Annotated in this window: 1 protein-coding gene; it reads right to left on the bottom strand. The window is 71.6% G+C overall.

The features are described from left to right. A partial coding sequence (locus DVK05_RS16560; RefSeq protein WP_147437849.1) for a sensor histidine kinase KdpD occupies positions 1 to 462 on the bottom strand: 462 nt, incomplete at both ends.

Genomic DNA, 462 nt, shown 5'->3' with positions numbered 1-462 from the left:
GGTGCCGGGGCTTCCCAGCCCCTTCGCGCCCTTCCCGAAGACGACCGACTTCCGGTCGTCGGCGATGCCGGGGCCGTCGTCGGCGATGCGGACGGTGACGCACTCGTCGTCCGCCGCGCCCGCGACGGCAATCGACGGGCGGTCGCGGTCGCCGTGGACGACCGCGTTCTTCAGGACGTTCGCGAACACGGAGTCGAGCAGGTCGTTGGCGAACACCGTCGCCGGCGGGAGGCTATCGACCGTGAAGGCCGCGTTCGGATAGCCCTCGCGCACGTCGTCGACGGCCTCGCGGAGCGCGTCGCCGACGTCGAGGGCGCGGCGGCGCTCGTCGTCGTTCGTCGCGCGCATCAACTGTCCGAGCACGTCGGTGAGGTCCACGGTGTTGAGCGCCCGCCGAAGCGCGGTCTCCAACTGCGACCGCGCCTCGTCGGACAGCGGCTCGTGGTCGAGGACGATGTCGAT

Source organism: Halorubrum sp. Atlit-8R, assembly GCF_003666025.1.
Lineage (GTDB): Archaea > Halobacteriota > Halobacteria > Halobacteriales > Haloferacaceae > Halorubrum > Halorubrum salinarum.
Note: the sequence above shows the minus strand (reverse complement) of the source record. Positions and strands in the feature narration are given on the sequence as shown.